The organism is Burkholderia sp. 22088 (assembly GCF_052045915.1).
Taxonomy (GTDB): Bacteria; Pseudomonadota; Gammaproteobacteria; order Burkholderiales; family Burkholderiaceae; genus Burkholderia; species Burkholderia cepacia.
On record NZ_JBQEPY010000010.1, the window covers coordinates 184,979 to 201,638 of the forward strand.

Annotated in this window: 13 protein-coding genes and 1 pseudogene; 7 read left to right on the top strand and 7 right to left on the bottom strand. The window is 66.8% G+C overall.

Features of this window, described 5'->3' with window-relative positions:
• The first annotated feature begins 103 nt into the window (after positions 1–103).
• The 5 genes and pseudogenes from ACTJLD_RS20685 to ACTJLD_RS20705 form a co-directional block, all read left to right on the top strand.
• Positions 104–907 (top strand): transporter substrate-binding domain-containing protein, encoded by an 804-nt coding sequence (locus ACTJLD_RS20685; protein WP_027791919.1) that lies wholly within the window; start codon positions 104–106, stop codon positions 905–907.
• 4 nt (positions 908–911) lie between these two features.
• Positions 912–1,646: an ABC transporter permease gene (locus tag ACTJLD_RS20690; RefSeq protein WP_440659521.1), complete on the top strand. Its 735-nt coding sequence runs from the start codon at positions 912–914 to the stop codon at positions 1,644–1,646.
• Positions 1,643–2,413: an ABC transporter permease gene (locus tag ACTJLD_RS20695; protein WP_440659522.1), complete on the top strand. Its 771-nt coding sequence runs from the start codon at positions 1,643–1,645 to the stop codon at positions 2,411–2,413. The genes ACTJLD_RS20690 and ACTJLD_RS20695 overlap by 4 nt, the downstream gene beginning before the upstream one ends.
• A gap of 26 nt (positions 2,414–2,439) precedes the next feature.
• Positions 2,440–3,822 (top strand): LLM class flavin-dependent oxidoreductase, encoded by a 1,383-nt coding sequence (locus tag ACTJLD_RS20700; RefSeq protein ID WP_027791916.1) that lies wholly within the window; start codon positions 2,440–2,442, stop codon positions 3,820–3,822.
• Positions 3,823–4,055: 233 nt separating this feature from the next.
• Positions 4,056–4,512 (top strand): annotated as a pseudogene (locus ACTJLD_RS20705) (MFS transporter); the annotation flags it as partial.
• A 4-nt stretch (positions 4,513–4,516) separates the two neighbouring features.
• On the opposite strand, the gene ACTJLD_RS20710 reads toward ACTJLD_RS20705, so the two are convergent.
• The 5 genes from ACTJLD_RS20710 to ACTJLD_RS20730 form a co-directional block, all read right to left on the bottom strand.
• Entirely contained in the window at positions 4,517–6,691 is a 2,175-nt protein-coding gene (locus tag ACTJLD_RS20710; RefSeq protein ID WP_440659523.1) for a TonB-dependent siderophore receptor, read from the bottom strand.
• A gap of 179 nt (positions 6,692–6,870) precedes the next feature.
• Positions 6,871–8,895 (bottom strand): Fe(3+)-hydroxamate ABC transporter permease FhuB, encoded by a 2,025-nt coding sequence (fhuB, locus tag ACTJLD_RS20715; RefSeq protein ID WP_440659524.1) that lies wholly within the window; start codon positions 8,893–8,895, stop codon positions 6,871–6,873.
• Complete coding sequence (locus ACTJLD_RS20720; protein ID WP_440659525.1) at positions 8,888–9,862, bottom strand: iron-siderophore ABC transporter substrate-binding protein; 975 nt, start codon at positions 9,860–9,862, stop codon at positions 8,888–8,890. Before ACTJLD_RS20720 ends, fhuB begins: the two co-directional genes overlap by 8 nt.
• Positions 9,859–10,689 (bottom strand): ABC transporter ATP-binding protein, encoded by an 831-nt coding sequence (locus ACTJLD_RS20725; RefSeq protein WP_440659526.1) that lies wholly within the window; start codon positions 10,687–10,689, stop codon positions 9,859–9,861. Before ACTJLD_RS20725 ends, ACTJLD_RS20720 begins: the two co-directional genes overlap by 4 nt.
• Positions 10,686–12,362, bottom strand: coding sequence for a cyclic peptide export ABC transporter (locus tag ACTJLD_RS20730; protein WP_440659551.1), 1,677 nt, complete (start codon positions 12,360–12,362; stop codon positions 10,686–10,688). The genes ACTJLD_RS20725 and ACTJLD_RS20730 overlap by 4 nt, the downstream gene beginning before the upstream one ends.
• A 219-nt stretch (positions 12,363–12,581) precedes the next feature.
• On the opposite strand from ACTJLD_RS20730, the gene ACTJLD_RS20735 reads away from it, so the two are divergent.
• Positions 12,582–13,367, top strand: coding sequence for an AraC family transcriptional regulator (locus ACTJLD_RS20735; RefSeq protein ID WP_027791912.1), 786 nt, complete (start codon positions 12,582–12,584; stop codon positions 13,365–13,367).
• 77 nt (positions 13,368–13,444) lie between these two features.
• On the opposite strand, the gene ACTJLD_RS20740 is transcribed toward ACTJLD_RS20735, so the two are convergent.
• Both ACTJLD_RS20740 and ACTJLD_RS20745 read right to left on the bottom strand, forming a co-directional pair.
• Positions 13,445–14,203 (bottom strand): SDR family oxidoreductase, encoded by a 759-nt coding sequence (locus ACTJLD_RS20740; protein ID WP_322074077.1) that lies wholly within the window; start codon positions 14,201–14,203, stop codon positions 13,445–13,447.
• A 127-nt stretch (positions 14,204–14,330) separates the two neighbouring features.
• Positions 14,331–15,275: a LysR family transcriptional regulator gene (locus tag ACTJLD_RS20745; RefSeq protein ID WP_301826976.1), complete on the bottom strand. Its 945-nt coding sequence runs from the start codon at positions 15,273–15,275 to the stop codon at positions 14,331–14,333.
• A 166-nt stretch (positions 15,276–15,441) separates the two neighbouring features.
• Between ACTJLD_RS20745 and ACTJLD_RS20750 the strand changes: the two genes are divergently transcribed.
• Positions 15,442–16,656, top strand: a complete 1,215-nt coding sequence (locus tag ACTJLD_RS20750; protein ID WP_440659527.1) for an FAD-dependent monooxygenase — start codon at positions 15,442–15,444, stop codon at positions 16,654–16,656.
• Positions 16,657–16,660 lie beyond the last annotated feature (4 nt).

Sequence of the window (16,660 nt, forward strand, 5' to 3'; positions counted from 1 at the left end):
TCGAAAAAATAACCATTTGGTACACACGTCGGCGCGCATTACAGTCTCGCCTCCTGCCGGCTGCGACGCCGGTCGTTCCGACGTTATTTCAGAAATTCGCCACATGAATCGTTTGATGCGTTCCAGTGTCCGCCGTGCCGCGGCCGCGGTGTTTGTGGTCGGCCTCGTGCCGGCTTCCCATGCGGCCCAGCCGACGTTGCGCGTCGGAATCGACGCCGAATCGTATCCGCCGTTCTTTTCGAAGGACGCGGCCGGCAAGTGGAAGGGCTGGGAAATCGACGTGCTCGATGCCGCGTGCGGCAAACTGAACGTGCGGTGCGAACTCACCGACATTGCTTGGGACGGCCTGATTCCGGCGTTGCAGAACCGCAAGATCGACGTGATCTGGTCGTCGATGACGATCACCGGCGAACGGCAGAAGGCAATCGATTTCAGTCGCGCGTATTACGAATCGCCGACGGTGTTCGTCGGCGCGAAAAGCGATCGGCGCCGCGTCGACTGCGCGGTGCCCGCGAGCTTCAAGGGTCGCGTGATCGGCGTCGAGGCCGGCACGAACTTCTCGGCGTTCCTCGATTCCCGCTTCAAGCCGGATGCGCAGATCAAGGCGTTCGACAAGTTCGACAACGCGCTCGCGGATCTGGTGTCCGGCCGGGTCGACTACGTGCAGGAAGGCAAGGGTCTGTTCACGGCCTTCCTCGCGTCGCGCGACGGCAAGGACTTCGAGGTCAAGGCGACGTGCGCGGACAACCCGGTGCTGGGCCTCGGCATCGGTGCGGGCGTGCGCCAAGGCGATGCGCTGCGCGGCAAGCTGTCGACCGCGATCGCTCAGCTGCAGCAGGACGGTACGTGGGATGCGATCACCGCCCGCTATCCGAACCTGAAGGGCACGATCGAGAAGGGCCGCTGACCCGATGGCCGCGGACGACTCGCTGCTCGCGCTGCTTGCATTCGACGACGGTGGATATGGCCGTGTGTTCGCGGGCGCGTTCGCGCTGACGTTCGGCGTCGCGGCGTCGTCGTTCTGCACCGGCGTGCTGCTCGGCATCGCCGGCGCGCTCGGCAAGCTGTCGCGCCACGCGCCGCTCGCATGGCTCGCGCGGCTCTACACGACGCTGGTGCGTGCGCTGCCCGAGCTGTTGTGCCTGCTGCTCGCGTTCTATGCGCTCGCGCCTGCCGTCGAGGTCGCGCTGCGCCGCGGCGGCCTGGTGCCCGACGGCTTCGCGTTCCCGCCGTTCCTCGTTGCTGCGCTGTCGCTCGGTTTCATCCAGGGCGCGTATCTGACCGACATCTTCCGCGCGGCGCTTATCAACGTGCCGATCGGGGAGATCGAAGCCGCGCATGCATACGGGATGACGCCATGGCAGACGTTCACGCGCATCCGGCTGCCGGCCGCCGCGCGGCTCGCATTGCCGGGTGTCGGCAACGTGTGGCTGAACGCGACCAAGGACGCGTCGTTCATCAGCGTGCTCGGCTCGTTCACGGACTTGCTGAAGGCGAGCCAGCTCGCGGCCGGCGCGACCCGTCACTATGTATTCTTCTATCTCGTCACGGCCGCGCTGTTCCTGCTGCTGAGCATCGCGTCGACCGGCATCTTCGCGGTGCTCGAGCGGCACGCGAACCGTGGCACGAGGCGCGCAACCGCATGATCTTCTCGCTGCCGTTCCTGCTCGATACGGTGATGCCGAAGCTGCTCGCCGCGGTGCCGACGACGCTCGCGCTGACGCTGTTGTCGGGCGTGGCCAGCATGCTGCTGGGCGTGCCGCTCGCGCTCGCCGCCGGTGCGCGCCATGCGCCGCTGCGCTGGTCCGCGCGCGGCTGGATCATGCTGATTCGCGGCACGCCGCTGCTCGTTCAGCTCTATTTGCTGTACTACGGATTCGGGCAAATCGTGCCGCGCGAATGGATGCGCGACAGCTGGGCATCGCCGCTGCTGCGCGACGCGTTCTGGTACGCGATCGTCGCATTGAGCGTGAACGAGAGCGCGTATGTCGCGACGATCCTGCGCGGCGCGATCGCCGGCGTGCCGGCCGGCGAGATCGAAGCCGGGCACGCATACGGCATGACGCGCGCGCAGGTGCTGCGCCGCATCGTCAGCCCGCGCGCCTGGCGGCTCGCGCTGCCCGCGCTCATCGGCGAGGCGATCCTGCTGCTGAAATCGACCGTCCTCGCGTCGACCGTGACCGTGTTCGACGTGATGGGAACGGCCAATACGCTGCGCTTCGAGACGTTGCGCGTGTACGAACCGCTGGCCGGCGCGGCGATCGTCTATGTCGTACTGGTCGCGCTGCTGATCGTTCCTGCCGGCCGTTTCGAGCAGCACGTCAATCGCTACCTTACGCGCGCGCCAGACGAGCGTACGCCAGCACGGCGCCGCCGCCGCGCGTCGTCGGGCGCGTGGGCGGCACCCAACTGATTCCTTCCCTGATACCGATTTCGACGATGTCCGATCCTCGCCCGTTGCTGTTTTCCCTGTATGAACAAGCCAGTGTCGGTTGCGGTGGCGCACCAAGCCTGTGGACCCACCCCGCCGATGAACGGCTGCGCGCCAATACACTCGCGTTCTGGTCGAACCTCGCGCGCACGGCCGAACAGGCCGACCTCGACATGCTGTTCTTCGCGGACGTGCTCGGCCTGTACGACGTCTATGGCGGGTCGGCCGATGCCGCGCTGCAGTGGGCGGTCGAGTCGCCCGCGAACGATCCGATGATGCTGATTCCGGCGCTGGTCGCGCAGACCGAGCGGCTCGCGTTCGGCGTGACCGCGAGCACGACCTACGAGCATCCGTTCGCGCTCGCGCGCCGCTTCAGCACGCTCGATCATCTGAGCAACGGCCGGATCGGCTGGAACATCGTGACGTCCTACCTGACGAGCGCGGCGCGCAACTTCGGGCTCGACCGGATGATCGGTCACGACGAACGCTATGCGCGAGCCGAGGAGTTTCTCGACGTCGTCTACAAGCTGTGGGAAGGGAGCTGGGCGGACGACGCGGTCGTCGCCGACAAGCACGCGCCGCGCTATGCGCGTGGCGACCGCGTGCGGCCGATCGCGCACGAAGGCACGCACTATCGCGTGCAGGGGCCGCACGTCTGCGCGCCGTCGCCGCAGCGCTCGCCGGTGCTGATCCAGGCCGGCTGGTCCGGGCGCGGACGCGAATTCGCAGCGAAGCACGCGGAGGTGGTGTTCGTCGCGAAGTCGAATCCGCACGAGATCCGCGCGGGCCTCGACGAGATTCGCCGGCAGGCGGCTGAACGCGGCCGGTCGGCGGACGACGTGAAGTCGCTGACGGTGCTGCGGATCGTGACGGCGCGCTCGTCGAGCGACGCGAAGGAGAAATACCACCTGCTGCAGCAGCACTATCACCAACACGCGCAACTCGTCAGCTACGCGGGCGACACCGGCATCGACATCGACCGCTACGCGGACGACGAACCGCTTACGACGCAGACGGAAGGGCTCACGTCCTACGTGATGAGACCCGACGGCAGCGGCAAGCCGCTCACCGCCGGCGACGTGCGGCGCAAGTTCGCGAGCGTCACGCGCGGCACCGACCTGATCCTCGTCGGCTCGCCCGACGAGGTCGCCGATCAACTCGCCGAGCATGCGCGGCAGTCGACGACGAGCGGCTACATGCTCAATCCGCTTATCAGCCCGGGCACGCTCGACGATTTCGCCGAACTGATCGTGCCGGAACTGAAGAAGCGCGGCCTGTACCGGACGACGGCACCGGCCGGTACTTTCCGTTCACGCCTGAGCGGACGGGATCGGTTGCCTGATACTGCGTATGGTTCGTCGTTCAGACACTCGGCCGTGGGGTTGGTCTGACCTCAAGCAATTCGGTGCCGGTAACTTCAGCGCGCAACCGACGCTCCGGTGTCGTGGAACGTTCGGACGACGGTCGGGGGTTGATCCGCTTGGCGGGTGGTGAGGTGCAAGTTTTTCGTGTACTAAAACGACAAGCGAGGGCGCGCCTTGATGAGCGATGCAAGGCGTACTGAAGCCTGGTGAAGCAGGCTCACCCCGGTGTGCCCTGATCATTCTCGCGGGGCATACGCTTGATGCGCATCGATCAGCCGGCCTTCTTGGGTTCCCTTTTTTCTGTCGCGGCTCGCGGACCAGATGCTGCTCTTTCTGGTGCCGCTCGTCGTCTTTCAGATCACGCATAAAGCGACGTGGCCCGGGCTCGCATTTTTCATCGAAGCGTTGCCGCGATTCATCGCCTTTCCGGTCTGCGGTGAATTGAGCGACCGCGTGCCGCCCGTTCGCGTGCTGCGAGCGAGCCGGACCAGTCGTGCCATCGCCTGCATGATCGGCATTGCCGGCTATGTCGCCTGGAGCGGAATCGGGTGGCTGATCGCGTTGTCCGCCGTCTGCGGCGCACTCACGAGTCAGGGGCTTGTCGCTCGCGAAGTGCTGCTGCCACAGATTTCTACGCAGCAGCGCTTCGAAAAAGTGCTGTCATATACGCAGCTTGCCGAGCAGTTGGGAGTCGTGCTCGGGCCGATCGTCGCGGCGGCACCTAGAAATCCGAACGCACGGTCAACATCACGTTGCGCGCATCGCCGAATACGCTGTAATAGGTGCTGGGCGGACGAATGTAGTACCTGCGATTGAACACGTTATTCAATTGCAAGGACGCCGTCACGTGCTTGGTGAAACGATATCCCGCTTGTGCGTCGAAAACCGCATAGCCGCCCTGTTCGACGCCACGCGAAATCCGCGTTTGAGCGAGCATGCCGCCCCCGATCGAGAATCCGCGTAACGGGCCTTGCGAGAGCGTATATCGGGTCCACAGCTTGAACAAATGCTTCGGATCCGTGCCGTCGGTGAGATCGGGCGAGTCGTTCTCGTAGTGTGCGTTCAGATACGTGTAGCCGGCATAGAGATTCCAGTCTGGCGTCGGCTGGCCAGTGAGTTCGAGTTCGATACCCTGATTGCGTGCCTTGCCTGCGGATACGTAATAGAACTGATGGGCAGGGTCGGCAACGGCGCGGTTGTCGTCGTTGATGCGGAACAGCGCGGCGTTTGCATTCAGGCGGCCATCGAGCAGGCTGCTTTTTATGCCTACTTCGTACTGCTCTCCCGAGCGCGGCGGCAGGCCCGGCCCCGAGTACGTGCCTTGCGTTTGCGCATCGAGGAACCGCGCGTAGTTGGCGTAGGCCGTCAGCGACGGCACGATGTCCCACAGCAATCCGGCGGACGGCAGGAAGCGATGATTGACCTGTGCGTTGGTCGTCCAGTCCGCGACGCTCGGCAACGTCGACTGCGTGCGGTCTTGCAGGAACGCCTCGCGGCCGCCGAGCACGAGCGTCAGCGGCGTGGCGAGCTTGATACGCGCCTGCGCATAGACGCCGTATTGCACGGTGCGGTGATTGGTGCCGAACGTGTACGGTACGTCCACGGCGGGTACCGCATTGGGATCGTAGAGACTGTAGGCGCCACCGTACGGGCCGCTCAACGCGCGGTAACCCGATTGCGCGCCCGATGTCATCACGGCGTAGTTCGCGCCGATGATCAGCGTATGCGTCTGCCCCCAGAGGCGGACCGGGCCGGATACATTGGTGTCCGCGCCGAACCAGTCATAGCTCGTGCGCTGCCGCTGGTCTCCGAAGCGCGCGAGGCCGTTTGCGGTCGCGCCGGGGCCGGAGTACGCGTAGTAGGCCTTGGAGAGTTCGTGGCGGTAGAACAGCGTGGTCGAAGATTGCCACGCGTTTTCGAACCGATGCACGAGGTTGGCGTTGACCTCCTGCAACGAGGTGTACGCGTAGTTCCAGCTCGGACTGAAGTTCCGCGTATATTCGCTCGGCACGCGCCCGGTGAGCGCGGTACGCGTGCTGTTCAACACGCCGCCCGCACCGTAATCGATGCCGGAAATCGGCGAGACCTGATAGCCGCCCGAGAACGACAGCGTCGTGCGCGGCGTGAGGTCCCAATCGAGCGCACCATAGGCCATCACCTCCTTGCTGCGCGTGCGCTCGATGGATTGCATACCGGTGCTGCCCACGAGAACGGCGCGTCCGCGCAGCGTGCCGTCCTTGTTCAGCGGCCCGGTGACGTCGATCATCTGGCGCACGCTGCCGAACGAATCGACCTGTGTTTCCGTGCCGAGATGGAACTGATCCTGAGGGCGCTTGCGCACGAGATTGACGACGCCGCCCGGCTCGCCCATGCCATCGATCGAGCCTGCCGGGCCGCGCAGGATTTCGACGCGGTCGTACATCGCCAGATCGAATTGCAACTGATACTGCAGGCCGCTCAGCGTCGGGACCCCATCGAATTCAATGCCGAGCTGCGAGCCGCGCGCGCGGAAGTACGCGGTACCGTCGCCGTAGTCGATCGAACTGACGCCGGTCACGGAGCGCAACGCCTGCTGGATGGTCGTGATGTTCTGGTCGTCCATCCGCTCGCGCGTGAGCACCGAGACCGAGTTCGGCGTCTCCTTGATCGATTGCGCGACTTTTCCGCCGATGGTGGCCCGCTTTGCAGCGTAGTTGCCGCTGCCTTCGGTTGTCGCATCGGCGTCCTTTGTGCCCACCACCGTCAAGGCGGGCAGCATGCCGCCGACGGGGGCGGGCGAGCCTTGCGCGTTCGCCCACGAGGAGGCGAGGCACAGCGCCGAAAAGGCGAGCGGGGCACCGCTGCGTCGTCCCGTCGTCACGCGCCGCGCGCGCGGGTGGTCTATTCTCGTTGTCATGGTTGATCATCCCGATGTTGAAAAACGTCGAACTGCTTCCTCCCGCCAGCGGCGGGTTGAAAAATGGGGGGGACGATCTTTATCGACGGGCATCTGACGGCCTCGTCTGTCTTGAATCCATGCACTACCGAACAATCGCCAGGCCGACATCGTGGTCGATCCCGCGACCCGTGACGCAATTACCGCCGCAACCCGCGCAGCATCACGAGCGCGACGAGCCACGGTCCGCCGAGCAGCGTGGCGACGAGGCCGGTCGCGATTTCCTGCGGAAAAACGATCTGCCGCCCGAGCCAGTCCGCCGTCACCATCAGCAGCGCGCCGAGGGTTGCGGCCAGATAAAGCTGCGGCACGGGGCGGCGCGCACCGGAAAACCGTGCGATATGCGGCGCGATCAACCCGACGAACGACAACGGCCCGACAATCACGGTGGCCGCCGCCGTTGACATGGCCGCCAGCAGCAGCAATGCGAAGCGCGCGCGACCCACGGGCACGCCGACGCTCGCCGCGACGTCCGTGCCGAGCGCAAGAGCGGCGAGCCAGCGTCCGGTCAGCGGTGCAACGGCGAGCGTGAGGAGCGCCAGTGCCGCGACGCTCCATGCGATGCCGGGCGCGACGTAGTAGGTGGATCCGATCAGCAGATCGACGAGCACGCCCGCGCGCGGATCGCCGCTTGACATCAGCGCGCCGACTACCGCGTTGAACAGCGCACTGATCGACAGCCCGACGAGCAGCAGGCGCTCGGGCGCGAATCGCGCGCGCCGTCCGAACCAGACGAGCAGCACCAACGTCGCGAACGTGCCGGCCACGCAGCCAGCCACCAGCGCGGCGGGAACGAGGCGGTGACCGAGAAACAGTACGGCGACCATGCCGAACATGCCGCCGGAACCCACACCGAGCACGTCGGGACTCGCCATCGGATTCGCGCTCATGCGTTGCAGCAGTGTTCCCGCGACTGCCAGCAGAGCGCCCGCCGCCAGCGCCGCGACGAGGTGGGGTACGCGCCAGAACAGCAGGCTTTCGATTTGCGTGAGCGTGGCGACGCTCGCGCCGGTGGGGCCGCGAGAGACCGCCAGCGACAGCAGGCATGCGAGCGGCAGCAGCATGGCCCATACCAGCGCCATCGCACGAGGCGCGCGGCGATCATGCCGGGGGCCCGCTGCAGCATGCGCATCGGGTCGCGAGCGCAAACGCGGCAGCAACCCGACGAGCAGCGGTACGCCCACGATCGCGGTCGCGCTTCCGGTCGCGATCACGTGTGCGGAAAACAGGTCGGCCCGCGCGGCCGTGCGCACGATTTCATCGGTGAGCCACAGCAGCGCCGCGCCGGTGAGCGGTGACCACACTAGCCGCGCGCGCAATTGCCGCGCGCCGGCCAGGCGGGCCAGCAACGGTGCGGCCAGGCCGATGAAGCCGATGACGCCCACTTCTGCGACCACGAACGCCGTGAGCGCGACCGCGACGAACAACGCGGCGCCGCGCACCCATCCGACCGCGACACCGAGATGGCGCGCCGTCGTGTCGCCTGCGTCGAACAGACTCAGCGGGCGATAGAGCAGGGCGGCGCCGCCCGCGCAGGCGGCGAGCTGCATGCCCAGATGCAGCGTCGGTTGCCAGCCGTTCTGGTCGAGCGCGCCGCCGCCCCAGATCTGCAAGCCCGCAAGCCTGTCGAAATGCACCACCGAGATCGCGAGACTGATTGCACCGCAGTACAGGTTCACCACCATGCCGCCGAGGATCACGCCGAGCGGCGACATACGTTGCGCCCATGCCAGCGCGAACACGACGAGCATCGCGGCCGCGCCGCCCGCGAGCGCCAGCGTGCTTCGACCCATGGCCAACCAGCCGGGCATCCAGATCGTCGCGACAGACAGCGTGAGATACGCGCCCGGGAACACCCCGAGCGTCATGGGTTCAGCGAGTGGATTGCGCAGCACCTGTTGCATCAGCGCGCCCGCGAGACCGAGTGCGGCGCCGCACAGCAGTGTCATCGCGACGCGCGGCAGCAGGCTGTAGTGGACGAGCAAGGCCCCCACGTCCTGCGTGTCGGCGGTGGCCGCGAGCGCGCGCCAAAAGGATGCGCCCGCCAGTGCGCGATGCACGTCCGTGGCGGTGAGGCATGCGGCGAGTACGGCCATGGCGCCGACCAGCGCCAGGCGCCGATCGCTTGTCCGCGCGACGCGTCCGGCCAGCACGAGGTTACGCAAGGTCGCCTCCGCCGTGCTCAAGTGTGGCGAGGGCGATCGAGACGGCCGCGGCGAAGCGGCGCATCGACACGAGTCCGCCGAAGGCCGCGATCACCGGCAGTACTGCGACGCGTTTCTCGCGCACGGCAGGCAGCGCACGCCACAACGGGCTCTGGTTCAGCGCGGCACGCACGGCGGCGCGCAGCGGCCCGATCAGCAGAATGTCCGCTTGCGGGACATCGAACAGGCGTTCCAGCGCGACGGTGGCCGAGCCGGTTACGGAGGTGCGCCATGGCGTGGAGGCCGCGCGGCTCGCCGCGTCGCGAGGATGGGCCGCATTGTCGACACCGATGCGTGCGAGCACGTCGTCGAACAGGCTACCCGCGCCATAGACGCGAAAATGTCGCTCGTCGAGTGCTTCGGCGACGATCACGGCTCGCGCCGGGTGAGCCCCGGTGCTCGCGATCCGGGTGGCCACCGACGCGAATTCCTGTTGCGCGGCGGCGATCAGCTCGGTGGCGCATAGCGGCGCCCCGATTGCGCGCCCCATCGCGGAGGTTTCGTCGCAGAGCACCTCGAGAGGCCGTGCAGCGCTCATGTATGTGCCCAGCGTGAGCGTCGGCGCGATGCGTCGTAGCGGCGTCATCAACGCCGCATGCGCCGGCGTGACGATGATGAGATCCGGCGCGAGCGCGAGCAGCACTTCGAAATTCGGCTGATAGAGCAGGCCGACATCGGCGACGCCGGGCGGCAACGGCGGCGTCACGATGCCGCTCGCATACCAGTCGGGCAACGGAATGCCGACGGGCGCGCGCCCGAGCGCGAGCAGCGTTTCCGTCAGTTCCCAGTTGAGCACCACGATGCGGTGCGGGAACCGTGTGACCGCGGCAGCGACGCATGGCGCGGAGAACCGTGTGCCGGAGCCGGCGAGCACGGTGAGCGCGACGAGCAGTTGCCGGCGGCGCGGATTCGCAACGAGCAGGTTCATGCCGGAAACCCCAGGCGCCGCCCGCTGACCGGATCGGCGCTCACGCGCATCGGCACGCCGTAGATCGATTCGAGGTGGACAGGGTCCATGATGTCGGCGGCGCGCTCGCGCATCAGCAGACGGCCCTCGCGCAGCGCAACGATGCGGTCGCAGAACCGCGCGGCCATGTTCACGTCGTGCAGAACGACGACGGCGCTCATCGCCCTCGTCGCGCAGAGCGTGCGCACGAGTTCGAGCACGGAGAGCTGATGGTTGAGGTCGAGCGCCGACGTCGGTTCGTCGAGCAGCATGCAGCGGCAGTCCTGTGCGACCAGCATCGCCAGCCATGCACGCTGACGCTCGCCGCCCGACAGTACGTCGACGGGGCGATCGGCGTGACGGAGCACATCGGCTGCACGCATCGCGCGCTCGACGTGCTCGGCGTCTTCGTCCCCGAAGCGTCCGAGCGCGCCATGCCACGGATAACGCCCGAGGGCGACCAGTTCGTGCACGGTCATGCCGTCGGTGGGCGGCGTCTGCTGCGGTAGATACGCGACCTGGCGCGCGAACTGGCGTGCGCCCCAGTCGGCGAGCGGCTTGCCCGCGTAGCGAATCGTGCCGGCAGTGGGGGCGAGCTGGCGAGCGAGCAATTTGACGAGCGTGGATTTGCCCGAACCGTTGTGCCCGACCAGCCCGGTCACGCATGCGGGTTCGATCGCGAGAGTGATCGATTGCAGCAGGGGACGGCCGCTGGCGACGTACGACACGCGTTCGAGCGAGAACGTCGCGGTATTGCCGGTGTCGCCGCATGCGGAGCGGGCTGCTTCGTCGCGCACGATATGGCTCATGCCGCGCTCGCCATGTCGTTGCCGCCCGTACGCCGAGCATTGTCCGCGCCGGCCGTGTCCGCGGTAATCGCGGCGATGCGCCCGTTCTCGAGTTTGATGAGACGGTCGGCGAGATCGAAGTAGCGATCGTCGTGCGTGATGACCAGCACGGTCTTGCCGTTCGCCTTCAGCGCGGGCAACAGCGTGCGATAGAACACGTCCTTGAAGGCCGGATCCTGATCGGCCGCCCATTCGTCGAAGACATAGAACGGTCGATCCTCCAGGAATGCGACCAGCAGCGCGAGGCGTTTGCGCTGACCTTGCGAAAGGGCGAGCGTGGAGAACGTGCCGCGCTCGATGCGCACCTTGTGGTCGAGTTGCAGCGCGACGAGCAACGTACGCGCCATCCCTTCGCGTTCGCCGGTCAGGCAGAGCAGCGAATCGAACAGATGAAAATCGCTGAAGACCACCGAGAAACGCTGTCGATACGCGGCACGCGTCGTGTCGTCCACGGCGACGCCGTCGACGAGCAGACGGCCGCGCTCGGGCGCGTAAAGGCCGACGAGCAGCTTCGCGAGCGTGGTCTTGCCGCTGCCGTTGCCACCGACGAGATACACGAGCTCTCCGGCGTCGAACGTCAGATCGATGGGCCCGAGCGTGAACAGGCCGTCGTCGCTTTCGCGCACATAGCGATGTTCGACACCTTCGAACGCGATGCGCGAGAATCCTTCGGCCGGGGCTGGGGCGGAATCGGCGTGATTGCCTGGTTCGGCAGGCAGCGCCGCTTCAAGCGCGCCGATGCGCTCGAACGCAACGCGTGCCGAGTTGAGCGACGGTAGCGCCGCGAGCAGCCCTTCGACGGGCATGATCAGATAGAGGAACACGAGCGCGTAACCCGACATGACGTGTGCGTCGGCGCCGAACAGATGCGCGAGCACGAAAGTCGTCAGGCCGACGAAGCCGAACAGCAGCAAATTGCCCCAGCTTGCCGCGAGCGCGTGCAGCACATAGCCGCGCGTGCGCTGCACGCGCACCGCTTCCACGTGCGGCGCGAGCTCGCTGCCGACGAACGCGTTCGCGCGGGCGCGATGCAGCTTGAGTTCCTTGGCGCCGTCGAACAACGCACGAAACTGGTTCAGCAGCGTGTCCTCGCGGTCGCGCGATGCGCGCAGATGACGCAGCGCACGGGCGCTCACCAGCTGCGTGCCGAGCGTGCCGGCCCCGAGCACGCCCAGCGCGACAGCAAGGATCGGCAGCGAGAGCATGCCGAGGTACGTGAGACAGCCGACGATCACGGCGCCCTGCATCGCAATGGAGGGCAGGCTCACGAAGAACACGACGATGCTGTCGAGATCCTGGGTCAGCGCGCCCACCGCGCGGGCCGCGCCGCACCGCTCCAGATCGCGGAACGACGCGGCGGTAATGCGCCCGATCGTCTGCATGCGCAGTTGAGCCTTGACGCGCTGACCGAGATACATGAATAGCGCCTGCGAGCCGATGCGCGTCACGAGCACCAGCGCGGCAAGCAGTACGAAGCGCATGCCCAGGTGCATCAGCTGTGCGCCCGACGCTTGCAACGCCTGATTGATGAGTGCCACGAGCGCCGCGTTCGCGAAGCCGCTCGCGAGACTCGCGAGCAGCGCGACCGGCAGCAACCAGCGTGAGTAGCGGAGCAATGAGGCAATGAGAGGCATAAGTCGTCGAAGGTCGTGCGGACGTGCTGGTTGCACGTGTTGTGTCTCAGAAATAAGAATGAGACGTATTAAACGTGGCGAGCGGGATTTGGCCGTAACCATTGATGGGTAAGGAGATTAATGCCTCCCGCAGCCGAAAGGTAGACAGGCGATATCGATTTTTTGACAGAATTTGGTGAATTTGAAATATCATGGCGCACTTCCTTTCGAACGTCTCCGATGAAGGCCTTTCTGCTCAAGCGCTATCCGCTGGCGCGGGTGCCGCTGCCGCGCCAGGTGGCCGCGACCCTCGTGAACTACCGTCAAGGCGAACGCGTGGCTTGGCATCAGCATCGCCATGGCCAGCTGGTCTTTGCAGCGAAGGGCGTCGTCCGCGTGCTCACGCCGGCCCGCACATGGACGCTCCCGCCGTCGCGGGCGGTGTGGCTGCCGTCGGACGTCGATCACGAACTGCACGCGGTGGGTGACACCGCGCTATGCAGCGTCTATGTGGAACCCGAAGTGTTTCCGTGGCCTTGGGAGGAGCCGGCGGTCATCGCCGTGTCGGCGTTGCTGCGGGAACTCGCGCTCACGGTGGTCGACGGGGCGGATACCTATACGGCCACGAGCCGTGCCGGGCTCGCCGCGTCGTTGCTGATGAAAGTGCTCGCGGAAACGCCGAGCCTCGCCGAGCCGGGTGTGCCCTTGCCGCGCGACGAGCGCCTGCTCAAGCTGTGCGAGCACATGATGAACGACCCCGCGAGCGATCTCACGCTGGACTTCTGGGGCGAGCAATTCGGCGCGAGCGGCCGTACGCTCGCGCGCCGGCTGCATGCCGAGACGGGGCTGACGTTCGTGGCCTGGCGGCAGCAGATGCGCGTCGCGGAAGCGATCACGCGCCTCGCGCTCGGCCAGTCGGTTGCGCAGGTGGCAAAAGATCTCGGGTATCGCAGCGCGAGCGCGTTCATCGTCATGTTCCGACGGATCACGGGCGAATCGCCGCAGCGATATCTCGCAGCGAGCTGAACAGGCACGATTCGGGCCGGCCCGGCGACGCAGCGCGCCGGACACATGCGGCCCGATCGGGATTCCTCGCCGCGCGCTTACCCCCGCCCGACGAACGGCATGGCCGTCGCCATGATCGTCATGTTCAGGATGTTGGTATCCAGCGGCAGGTTCGCCATCTGGACGATCGCGTTCGCGACGTGCGTGACGTCCATGCGCGCCTCGGGCGCGAGGCTGCCGTCGGCTTGCGGGACGCCTTGCGTCATCCGTTCCGTCAGCGACGTCGCGGCGTTGCCGATGTCGATCTGGCCGCACGCGATGTTGTACCGGCGGCCGTCGAGCGCCAGCGCCTTGGTGATTCCGGTCACCGCATGCTTGGTGGCCGTGTACGCGATCGTATCGGGGCGCGGCGCATGCGCCGAGATCGAGCCGTTGTTGATGATTCGGCCGCCCTGCGGCGTTTGCGCTTTCATCACGCGCCATGCGGCCCGCGCGCACAGAAAGACGCCGGTCAGGTTCGTCGCGACGACGCTGTTCCACAGATCGAATTCATATTCGTCGAGGGAAACCGCGGGCGCGTTGCGGCCGGCATTGTTGAACAGCACGTCGAGCCGGCCGAACTGCTGCGCGATCTGCGCAAACGCGTGGTCGACCGATGCTTCGTCGGTGACGTCCGCAGGAAACACGTGCGCGTCGCCGCCGGCGGCGCGGATCGCGTCCTGCGTTTCGCGCAACGAGGCCTCCGTGCGACCGAGCAGCGCGACGGTGAATCCCGCGTGGGCGAGCGCGACGGCCGCTGCGCGACCGATGCCGGAGCCGGCGCCCGTGATGGCTGCGAATTTCTTCGAGACAGACATGGCTTGATTTCCTGCTGGTTGAAAGAAGGCGAGGCGGCCGATGACCGGGATCATCGCCGCATCCGGCAATGTAGTCGAATTGCGCGGTGCGCATGTCCGGGCGACATCGCAACGCACGTTCGGCTGACTACTTCGTCCGGCCGGGCGCGGCCTTTCGTGTCCGCGTGCCGGTCTGCGCAAACAGATCGACCACGACGTCGCGCAGCCACCGGTTCCCCTCGTCCTGATTGACCCGTGCATGCCAGAGCATGTGAATCGGCGTCCCCGGCAGCGCGACGGGCAGTGCGCGCCAGCCCAGCGAAAACGGTGCGGCGAGCTGCTGCGCGAGATGCTCGGGCACCGTCGCGATCAGGTCGGTGCGCTGCAGGATGTAGCCGACGCTCATGAAATGCGGCACCGTCAGCCGCACCTGGCGCGCCACGCGGCGGCGCCTCAGCCATTCGTCCACCTGCCCGTGACCGGTGCCGGCCGACACCACGACCAGATGTTCGGCATTGCGCCATGCGTCGACCGTCAGCGGCGCGTCCTCGAGCGGATGCCCCCGCCGGAACAGGCACACATAACGCTGATCGAACAGCCGGCGCTGATAGAAGCCACCCTTGAGCTGCGGCAGCAGGCCGATCGCGAGATCGACGCGGCCGTCGGCCATTTCGTCACCGAGGTTGATGCTCGTGTTGCGCACGGTATTGAGCGCGATGCCCGGCGCCGCTTGCGACAGGTGTTCGAGCAGCGCGGGCAGGAACACGACTTCGCCGATGTCGGTCATGCCGATCGTCAGCGTGCGCGTGGCGCGCAGCGGATCGAAACCGGTCTCGGGATTGAGCGCGGCGTGCAGGGTCGCGAGCGCGTGCGACACGGGTTCCGCCAGGCGCAGCGCGAACGGCGTCGGCACCACGCCGCCCGGCCCGCGCACGAACAGCGGATCGCCGAGCCGGCGGCGCAGCTTCGCGAGCGCGTTGCTCACGCCCGGCTGGCTCATGTTCATCTGCTCGGCGACGCTCGACACGCGCCGTTCCTGCATCAGCCGCTGGAAAAGCAGCAGCAGGTTGAGGTCGATATCGCTCAGTTCCATGGGTTTTGCCTCGCCCGGTTCATTGCATCCAGTGATGATGCAGATTCATTTCATTTTATTGTGGAATGAAAGTCGGCTCCCGAGAATACCGGTACGGCCCATGCAATCGGCATGGCCGCTGCGCACGTCGCACACCCCACATCGGAATATCGGAGACACCTTCATCATGCAGACGAACCTGAAGATTGCGATCGTCGGCGCCGGGATCGGCGGGCTGACGCTCGCGCTCGCGCTGCGCGAGCACGGCATCGACGCTCAGATCTACGAACAGACGGAGGTGCTGCGCGAAGTCGGCGCGGCCGTCGCGCTGTCGGCCAATGCGACGCGCTTCTACGAACGCATGGGCCTGCGTGCGGCCTTCGACGCGGTGTGCGCGGACATCCCGGGGCTCGTCTATCGCGACGGCCGCAGCGGCGCGTTGATCGGCCATCATCGCGGCGAACCCGACTATCGCCGGCAATTCGGCGGCGCGTACTGGGGCGTGCATCGCGCGGATCTGCAGGCCCTGCTGTCGAAGGCGGTCGGCCTCGACAGCATCCATCTCGGCCACCGGTTGACCGATCTCGTGCAGCACGCCGATCGCGTCACGCTGGCATTCGACAACGGCGTGCGCATCGACGCCGATCTCGTGATCGGCGCGGACGGCGCGCGCTCGATCACGCGGCGCTGGATGCTCGGCTACGACGATGCGCTGTATTCGGGCTGTTCGGGGTTTCGCGGCGTGGTGCCGGCCGCGCGGCTGAGCCTGCTGCCCGATCCCGAAGCGCTGCAATACTGGATCGGGCCGCACGGGCACCTGCTGCACTATCCGATCGGCGCCGGCGGCGACCAGAATTTCCTGCTGGTCGAGCGTCATCCGTCACCGTGGCCGTCGCGCGACTGGGTGATGCCGTCGGAAGAGGGCGAGCAACTGCGTGTATTCAGGAACTGGCATCCGGCGGTGGTTCAGATGATCACCGCTGTGCCGATCAGCCAGCGCTGGGGCTTGTTCCATCGGCCGCCGCTCGGCCGCTGGAGCCGCGGGCGCGTGACGCTGATCGGCGACGCCGCGCATGCGCTGGTGCCGCACCACGGGCAGGGCGCGAACCAGTCGATCGAGGATGCGGTGGTGCTGGCGGCGCAACTGGCGAAGGCCGGGCCGGGCAACTGGCGAGAGGCGCAGGAAGCGTACGAGCGGCTGCGTCGCGGCCGCACGCGCAAGGTGCAGTACGCGTCGATTTCCGTGGCCGATGTGCTGCACCTGCCCGACGGGCCGGCCGCGCAGGCACGCAATGCGCGTCTGGCCGAGCGCGACAGCGTGCTGCATCACCTGGACTGGATTCACGATTTCGATGCGCTCGCCGGGGAGCCGGACGAGCGCCAGGGCGGCACGTGGCTTTGAGCCC

Excerpts from the sequence above, each read along its gene's own strand:
- ACTJLD_RS20685 (WP_027791919.1), top strand. The coding sequence starts at position 104 with ATGAATCGTTTGATGCGTTCCAGTGTCCGCCGTGCCGCGGCCGCGGTG.
- ACTJLD_RS20690 (WP_440659521.1), top strand. The coding sequence starts at position 912 with ATGGCCGCGGACGACTCGCTGCTCGCGCTGCTTGCATTCGACGACGGT.
- ACTJLD_RS20695 (WP_440659522.1), top strand. The coding sequence starts at position 1,643 with ATGATCTTCTCGCTGCCGTTCCTGCTCGATACGGTGATGCCGAAGCTG.
- ACTJLD_RS20700 (WP_027791916.1), top strand. The coding sequence starts at position 2,440 with ATGTCCGATCCTCGCCCGTTGCTGTTTTCCCTGTATGAACAAGCCAGT.
- ACTJLD_RS20710 (WP_440659523.1), bottom strand. The coding sequence starts at position 6,691 with ATGACAACGAGAATAGACCACCCGCGCGCGCGGCGCGTGACGACGGGA.
- ACTJLD_RS20720 (WP_440659525.1), bottom strand. The coding sequence starts at position 9,862 with ATGAACCTGCTCGTTGCGAATCCGCGCCGCCGGCAACTGCTCGTCGCG.
- ACTJLD_RS20725 (WP_440659526.1), bottom strand. The coding sequence starts at position 10,689 with ATGAGCCATATCGTGCGCGACGAAGCAGCCCGCTCCGCATGCGGCGAC.
- ACTJLD_RS20730 (WP_440659551.1), bottom strand. The coding sequence starts at position 12,362 with ATGCCTCTCATTGCCTCATTGCTCCGCTACTCACGCTGGTTGCTGCCG.
- ACTJLD_RS20735 (WP_027791912.1), top strand. The coding sequence starts at position 12,582 with ATGAAGGCCTTTCTGCTCAAGCGCTATCCGCTGGCGCGGGTGCCGCTG.
- ACTJLD_RS20740 (WP_322074077.1), bottom strand. The coding sequence starts at position 14,203 with ATGTCTGTCTCGAAGAAATTCGCAGCCATCACGGGCGCCGGCTCCGGC.
- ACTJLD_RS20745 (WP_301826976.1), bottom strand. The coding sequence starts at position 15,275 with ATGGAACTGAGCGATATCGACCTCAACCTGCTGCTGCTTTTCCAGCGG.
- ACTJLD_RS20750 (WP_440659527.1), top strand. The coding sequence starts at position 15,442 with ATGCAGACGAACCTGAAGATTGCGATCGTCGGCGCCGGGATCGGCGGG.